We start from the raw sequence: 7,936 nt of genomic DNA, 5'->3' as shown, positions 1-7,936 counted from the left end.
TGGCTAAAACAAATTATACTAATAAAATGATGTTTTCTTATTTATAAATTGATTTCTTAGAGGTAATCTGACGTAAATCACCTACTAATAATAGAAATAAAATGACTTTTCAATTAGTTATAATTTGACGTTCAACAATATGTAACTGGTAGCTTATTATTTATAATCTTGTTCTTATCTATTAGTTTATACTTTACGATATAACTGATCTAGACCAGGCAACATTAACTGCTCATGCTCATTTATTTCCTCAAATTTATGAAGATAGTTGAAGCATTCTTCAATACCACACAACATACCATGGGATTTACAGGTTCTTTTCACTATATTCATCAACCTATCATTGTTAGGACTTGGTACCTGATATGCATAGTTAAATCTTTCTATATATTGAGCCTTCATTCCTGGAAAATGTTCATCCAGCTTTTTATAGAAATATTCCCTGTTTCCTTCTCTTAAGGTTAATCCCATACCAAAACAAATAATGCCATGTACTTTCGCCTCTATACAATAATCCAGTATTCCCCGAATATTTTCCTCTGTATCATTTATAAATGGTAAAATAGGACTCAACCAAACTACTGTAGGAATCCCATTATCACGCATTATCTTTAACGCTCAAATCGTTCTCTTGTTGTGCTAACATTGGGTTCTATTATTTTACACAAAGCTTCATCATAAGTAGTAAGTGTCATCTGAACTACACACTTTGTCTTCTTATTAATTTTTTTAAATAAATCCAGATCCCTTAAAATTCTTGATGACTTGCTCAATATGGCCAGTCCAAATCCATAAGAATTAATAAGTTCAATACATTTCCTGGCGTTTCCCAATTTTTCTTCCAAGTGAATGTATGGATCACTAATTGCACCAGTACCTATCATACACTTCTTCCTTTTCCTTCGCAGGACATCCTCTAAAACTTTTGGTGCATTAATCTTTACCTCTATATCTTCAAAATCATGGTGCATTTGATAGCATTTGCTTCTTGAGTCACAATAAATGCATCCATGAGTACAGCCACGGTATATATTTATTCCATTTTGAGCTGATAAGATACCTTTTACCTCTGCTTCATACATAATATTCTGCTTATTTTTAAAATACTTTATTTGTTATAATTCTTTATAATCATCGAAATTTAAATCACTTGGCTGTTCTTTTGCCCTATGAATTATTTTGTTATATAAGTAAACATCGTTAACATCAAAACAATTTTCAGTAAACTCATCCAAAGAAAACCAACTTACAGCTGTGTTTTCATCTTCCTTTACTATTAGTGTTTCTTTTTCACTTACTATAAGAACGTAAGCTATAGAAAGGTGTAAGTGTGCACTAACATACCTATTTCTTCTCACATGCCCATATACAGGTAAAATGTCAATAGACACAATATGTTTTGTAAGTGCTATTGCAGCATTTATACCGGTTTCTTCTTTTGCTTCTTTAATTGCAACATGTAAAAAGTCTGTATCTCCATCTACATGTCCACCAGTCCAAGCCCAAGTATTTCGTATATTGTGGTGTATCATTAGCGCTTTATCCAGTGTTTTGTTCATTATAAACCCTGAACTTGTAATATGGGCAAATTCATTTTCTCTTAACAAAATGTTATGTGGAAATTTTTCTACATACTCAAGAAATATTTTTTTATCTTGACATTCTTGTTGGTTTGCAGGAATAAATTCAATAATCTGTTTTATATAATCCATCGATGTAACCTCCCTAAGAACTATGTGTTTTTACATACTAAGGTACGTGCGTTTTTCACTAGTCTATTTATTATTCACTTCACTATATTCGAAAACTACGAATGGTCGCTACAATCCACCATTGTATTTATGTTGTGCTATAATTATCATAACTAAGCCCCAAACAAAGAATATCCCAAAGCATGTCCAGCCGTATACTGCCTTTGATATGAAATCAATAGCACCCAATAGTATTATTCCAATTCCCATGAGAATACATGCTTTACCCATTTTTTCTGTATAAGGTTTCTTGTCTTTTTCAGCAACCCTTGTATAATGATAATCATCTCCTCGGTTAAATATAAATAATTTTAAGTTCGTAGTTTTTTACTATTCTTCATCAATCATATATTTGAGATTGATGAAGAATTTATGAAGAAGACGAACTAATTAGATTTCTGTTTTCGTTGATTTTTGGAAATATCATTATCGATTTTCTCTGTCAAAAATACTAAGATGAAATCCATTAAACAAGAATATACTAATAACAATCAATGCCCCTAAAATGAAAAATATAGTTAGTCCATATGTTAAATTAGGAAGGAAAATTGTTAAAACGAATATAATCAATATTAAAGGAAAACTCATTCGAACCCATCTTGTTGATGTTATTCGTATTATATCTCCTTCTTTAACTGCTATTTCATTGCTCTTTATTCCAAATTGTGTGACCTTTATGTGAGCTATACCATCAGGAAGTTCAATATCTACACTATTATTTTCCATGACACTGTCTGCCTTTTCTCCGTTTACTTCTATTTGGATTTTTGAGCTCATGCCTTGCCATCCAGTATTTCGTTTAATAGTAATTGACATATTATTATCTCCTTTCTTAGAAACGTTCTGCTTCATAATTGAAATTAGTTACTTCGCATTAAATTACAATTATTCATCTATCATAGCCTTGCGATAGATGAATAATATAAGAAAATTACAACAAAAGAAAGCGTGTTACCTTCTTTTACACATACTTTCACTTGTGTTGATGAACATTATTTTGTTTGGTTTGAAATAGGTGTGTTCTTTTTCCAGTCCCCTTCCCCACCATTTAAATTCCCCCAATAGTCACCTGTTTGTTTATCAAATATTACGTCATAATTTCCTGATATTGGTATGAACTCATAACGATTTGAATTCTGTATCAGTTGTGGTAATTTAGCTTCATCATTATTATTAGTTTTTAATGATTCTGAAATGAACCAAGAGCTTAAAACGATACAAAAACCTAAAAAAGCAATTGAAAAAGCTTGAAGATTTTTTTTCAAAGTAATCCCTCCCGTTCTAAAATTTTAATGCACTTTGCTAAGGAATGGAATTATCTATTCATTTCAACTCCAAAGAAATTGTTACGCTCTAATCTTATAGAATTACCTTGAACATTTGTTAAGAATACTTCTTCAATAACACCCTTACCACCACCGTTTATTGAAAGCCTTCCACCCTTTATCTTATATTCATCTAAGTCAATTTCGAAAGTTTTAGTTTCATTACCATTCAATCTAAATATAGCTTTGTTCCCATCCTTAGTAAAAATATCAATGTGCTCATTGCCTTCTTCTCTATAAAATGGATTGTTGATTGCTAGATAGAATTCTTTACTCTCATTTCCATAGTTTTTCATCTCTATTTCGGCATTAAATTCGGTGTATACCGTTGATTTTGTTTTATATTCCATTCTACTATTCTTAGAGTTGAAACCTACTGACAACAAGCCATCTGAGTATTTCTTTACATTTATAGCCGTAATATTCGTTGCTAAAGAAAATATAGTAATAAATGCTATTAATGAAAATAGCAAATTTCTTGTTCTTATACCCAAACCATCCATAGCATATTTTCTAACTAGAACTAATCCTAAAATTGCTAGTGCACTAAAGTAAAAAACAGTTAAATGTGTGCCACTATACTCTCCGGTCCATGATTTCAAACCTATAAATTCAACAACGTAATCTCCTAATGCATGTGTGTATTCTGTTGTTATCATCATATAAAATGAAATTGATAAAAAAAAGATTGATGCAATTCCTTTAACTTTTTTACCGATATTAACTCCTCCTTTTATACCCTAGTTAGTACTAACAATAAACCAAAGCAATTTTTAATTCTTTTCTTCAAATCAAACCTCACTTCTTTAATTTTAATAAATATTGTTTAATTATGAACAATATTATAATATGACACAAACTAACATTTTATTATACCAAATTTATAAATATTATGACCTTACTATCCCTTCAATTCTATCTATTACTTCCTTTGATGTATCCTTTAAGACGGTTGCGAATTACAAAAATATATAACCACTACTTATAGAATTTCTAATTAAAGAATTTAACATATTTTTTTGCTTTACCATTAAATACAAGGATAATTATAGGAGATAGACCTACAAATATAATTGGTAAAAAGTACTTTGTTAAAATTGATATAATTGCTATAAAAATAAAATATATTGATAATGTGACCTGTTGCCGGCATTCTTGAACCTTAACGCGACTCGCTCAGTAAAGGAATGTGCCTTGGCGTTATTTCTCTGATTTGCTTAGGTTGAAACATAAACTTGCATGTATATCTTGTCCCCCTCGCAGGTGTAGCTTGGCTTTCCTTATCATAAACTAACCATATTATACCATGGATTTTATTCTATATGTATTGATCAATGTCATTTATTACATTATTGTTTAATATGAGTATATATGGAAATCAACCTAACTTAACTTTCGTTAAATTAAGTTGCTTTTGTTTTAAACTGTATACTCATTTACAATATAGTACTGTATTCTATTTTTTATCTACTACAATAGCTTCAGTATCTTTTTTATCCATTTCCAGAATCATATTTTTAAATTTCTCTGTTGAGTCCTCTTTTTCTTTCAATAAATCAGTAATTCTTTCATTAAAACTTTCTTGTAAACCCTGTACCCTAAGTTGATGTTCCTCTTTTAATTTTAGGAGTTCTTTGCCCATTTCAAAATGTGTTCTCTCCTTTTGCATTTCAATATCTTGTTTAGCTTTAACCTTAAGTTCCTCCACTTTGTTTTTACTTATTTCCCTTAACTCATCAATTTGAGTTGCTAATCTATCTGCTTCATTATTCTTATTCGAAAAATTATTCTTAAGCTGCATATTTTCATTTGCTGATTTATCAAGATCTACTTTAAGCTTTATAATTTCATCTCTGAACTTAATGTATTTATCATTAGTCTCCGTTAGTTTTAATATTTTTTCTTCCTGCATATTATTAAGGGTTTTTAAGTTTTTAATATTTTCTTGTAGTTCCACACTAATCTGCTTTGAATCATGCAGTTCATTTCCTAGTAAGCTTATTTTTTTATTTTCTTCCTTTAATAATGTGATCTCTTCTTTCAGCTTTTGCACGTCCTTACTATTGTCCATTAGCTCATCTCTATGGATGTTTTTTATCTCTAGAGCTTTAATATTATTCCTTTCTACTAAGTTTATATATATGTCCGCCATCCTACTGGTTAGTGTTTGTAATTCTTTAATATCTTCGGACATATTATTGTCTTCTTCCCTTGCTCTATTTAATTCATAGTATTTAACTACTTGCTGCATAAGTTCCTTATTATTTATTCCTTCATTCTGAGCTAATTCATTGAATTTTTGTTTTAATTCATCACTTATTCTAACGCTTAATATTGCATCCATTGATTAATCCCTCTCTCAGTCATGTATTTTTTTACAATTAATAGCATTTATACTGAATCTTATCTAACACTTGATAATTTTCTTTCTACATACACTATAATACCTATGAAATATTAGTTTAATAATTTTTTAATAATTAATTTCTATTTGTATCTTGACAAACTTAATAATGTTTACATTTGTATACAACCGTATACACTGTATACATATACGTATACTTAATGTTTACTTTACAAGTATACCATATATTTTTTAAAAATCCATATAAAAGTAATAAAAAGTGTGATTTATAGTAAAATCAAAACCATTCAATATAACTTTTATTATATTGAATGGTTTTCACATAGATTATAATGGAAATTTATATGAATAAATATAATTAAAGTTTTATGGACTAAGTGTGGTGTTGAAAAATTTTTGAGTCAAAAAGAGGTAGGAAGCTAATATAGGTTTGATTTAGTCAAATATCCAGTAGTCGAATGATTTTTTTTTTTATATAAGGTATAATAATGTACAGGGGTGATTTTTTGAATCAAAATATAGAAATTAATAATCCACGGACCACACTTTTTAATGCAAGCAAAAGTATAACTAAAACAAATTATTTATATTCTTTAGGTACATTCATATTTTTTAATATTGTAAAGCTCACTGCCTTTAATTGTTTTATTATGTATACAACAAATGTTGCGACTGTTTCCTATAAGTTTGTATATACTCTATTATTTTGCAGTTTACTATACTTTATTGTACTAAAAATCAAATCCAAATTCATATTAACAATTTTATATATTTTACAGTCTATTTATATTTTCGTATATTTAAGCTATTTCAATTACTTTCATAGCTATCTTCATCTTTTCCAAGCCACCGCTCTTTTGACGGAAAGTATAGGTCCTATAGCTAACTTCAGTATTCCAATAAATTACAGCATGATGATTTTGTTTATAGATTTACCTTTTTTTATTTTTTCAATAATTCATTATAATAAAAAATTTATATGGAGTAAGAACAAAAAATATTTTTTAAAAAATATAATTTTAGGTTCATTATTAATACTTACCTGCTTAGAATCGTGGAATTTGCTCCAAAAAAGATTTATTTTACAACTAGGGAAAAATTTTTCTGAGAATGAGCCTGAAATTGTTGCTAGATATGGAACTGTAGCTAATAATTTGAATGATATTATTTTTAACTATGGTGGAAAAAATCTAATGAAAAAGTTTCAATACGGGAAGCCTATTTCGTCATTAGCAGTTTCTGATAATAACCCAAATATTATAGCAATACAAGTAGAGTCATTGGATTCTGCTGTTATTAATACACAATATCAAGGCGAATATATTGCACCCTACCTGCGTTCTCTAGCTGAAAAAAATATATACTATCCATATACTTTGTCATATCATAAGGCTGGCGGAACCTCAGATAGTGAGTTTTCGGCTATTAGCAGTATTGAACCTCTAAGCAATTTTCCGTCCATTAAGCTTTCTGCCTATGATTATCCAAATTCTTTTGTTAAGTCTTTGGTGAAAGGTGGCTATGAAGCTTCAGCCTTTCATGGTAATGATGGCAATTTTTATAGTAGGACTGAAGCCTATGCTAAAATGGGCTTTAATGAATTTTATGATATAAACAAGCTTGGGTTAAGTGATAATGGCTGGGGAGCCCCTGATGGCGAAGTTCTTCAATCAGCATTTAATAAACTAAAAACTCAAACTCCCCCTTTTTTTTCATACATAATAACTATGAGCAGTCATATGCCATTTACTGGAGTTAGCAATTACTACAATAATAGTAATTATGATAGCATTAATAAACCTGTAGTTAAAAATTACTTTAATTCTATTTCATATGTAGATAAATCAATAGAAAGTTTTATTAAACAAGTTAAGTCAACGCTACCAAATACCTATATTTTCATATGGGGTGATCATGCTCCGGCTATTGATTATGAAGAATATAGACAAGCTTCTTTTACTAATGATGATAAGCATTTTGAGTTTGTGCCGTTAATTATAATAACTCCTGATAATAAAAGCTACACGGAAGAAAATGCTGTGGCAAGTTTTTTAGACATTTCTCCAACAATTTTAAAACTATCAGGTGTTAGGTATAACATTTTTTCTAATGGGATTAATTTAATTGATGGAAAGAATGAACATAATAAAATACCTTTTAAAGAGAAACTATATGATGCAAAAGAACTCTTTAGTAATATTAACAAAAAAATATCAATATTGCCTATTAAATAGATAAACTCTTGTATCAAATTATTCTATTGATAAACAGTAGTCCAACTATACAAAGTATCTGAAAGTCAGTAAAATCCAATTATTGCATATCAAATTTATGGATTTTTTTATATATTTAGTATATAATTGTTGCTGAATGTCTATTTGAACAAATGTAGAGTACTCACGGAAACTAATAAATAAAACTTGAATTTGTTTTGAGTTGTATAGAATTATAAAATTTAATGATATTAGAGCGGTTTGTAATAAAAACAGGTATAG

Annotated in this window: 7 protein-coding genes and 1 pseudogene; 1 reads left to right on the top strand and 7 read right to left on the bottom strand. The window is 28.9% G+C overall.

What is annotated here, in order from left to right; translation table 11 throughout:
• Nucleotides 1-186: 186 nt before the first annotated feature.
• From JJD95_RS18795 to JJD95_RS18765, 7 genes and pseudogenes are all read right to left on the bottom strand, one after another.
• Nucleotides 187-1,082 (bottom strand): annotated as a pseudogene (locus tag JJD95_RS18795) (radical SAM protein).
• A gap of 33 nt (nucleotides 1,083-1,115) precedes the next feature.
• On the bottom strand, nucleotides 1,116-1,712 hold the full coding sequence (locus JJD95_RS18790; protein WP_291644813.1) for an NUDIX hydrolase: 597 nt from the start codon (nucleotides 1,710-1,712) through the stop codon (nucleotides 1,116-1,118).
• A 108-nt stretch (nucleotides 1,713-1,820) separates the two neighbouring features.
• A complete protein-coding gene (locus JJD95_RS18785; protein ID WP_291644815.1) occupies nucleotides 1,821-2,054 on the bottom strand; it encodes a DUF3784 domain-containing protein in 234 nt (77 codons plus the stop codon).
• Nucleotides 2,055-2,177: 123 nt separating this feature from the next.
• Complete coding sequence (locus JJD95_RS18780; RefSeq protein ID WP_291644811.1) at nucleotides 2,178-2,567, bottom strand: hypothetical protein; 390 nt, start codon at nucleotides 2,565-2,567, stop codon at nucleotides 2,178-2,180.
• A 176-nt stretch (nucleotides 2,568-2,743) separates the two neighbouring features.
• On the bottom strand, nucleotides 2,744-3,016 hold the full coding sequence (locus JJD95_RS18775) for a hypothetical protein (RefSeq protein ID WP_291644809.1): 273 nt from the start codon (nucleotides 3,014-3,016) through the stop codon (nucleotides 2,744-2,746).
• 50 nt (nucleotides 3,017-3,066) lie between these two features.
• The gene (locus tag JJD95_RS18770; RefSeq protein WP_291644807.1) at nucleotides 3,067-3,738 is read right to left on the bottom strand and encodes a hypothetical protein; all 672 of its coding nucleotides are present in this window, start codon (nucleotides 3,736-3,738) and stop codon (nucleotides 3,067-3,069) included.
• Between the two features lie 794 nt (nucleotides 3,739-4,532).
• The gene (locus JJD95_RS18765) at nucleotides 4,533-5,420 is read right to left on the bottom strand and encodes a hypothetical protein (protein ID WP_291644805.1); all 888 of its coding nucleotides are present in this window, start codon (nucleotides 5,418-5,420) and stop codon (nucleotides 4,533-4,535) included.
• A gap of 878 nt (nucleotides 5,421-6,298) precedes the next feature.
• Between JJD95_RS18765 and JJD95_RS18760 the strand changes: the two genes are divergently transcribed.
• Complete coding sequence (locus JJD95_RS18760) at nucleotides 6,299-7,675, top strand: LTA synthase family protein (protein ID WP_291644803.1); 1,377 nt, start codon at nucleotides 6,299-6,301, stop codon at nucleotides 7,673-7,675.
• Nucleotides 7,676-7,936 lie beyond the last annotated feature (261 nt).

Origin of the sequence: Clostridium sp. (assembly GCF_016650035.1) — a bacterium.
Classification (GTDB): domain Bacteria; phylum Bacillota; class Clostridia; order Clostridiales; family Clostridiaceae; genus Clostridium_AD.
Note: the sequence above shows the minus strand (reverse complement) of the source record. Positions and strands in the feature narration are given on the sequence as shown.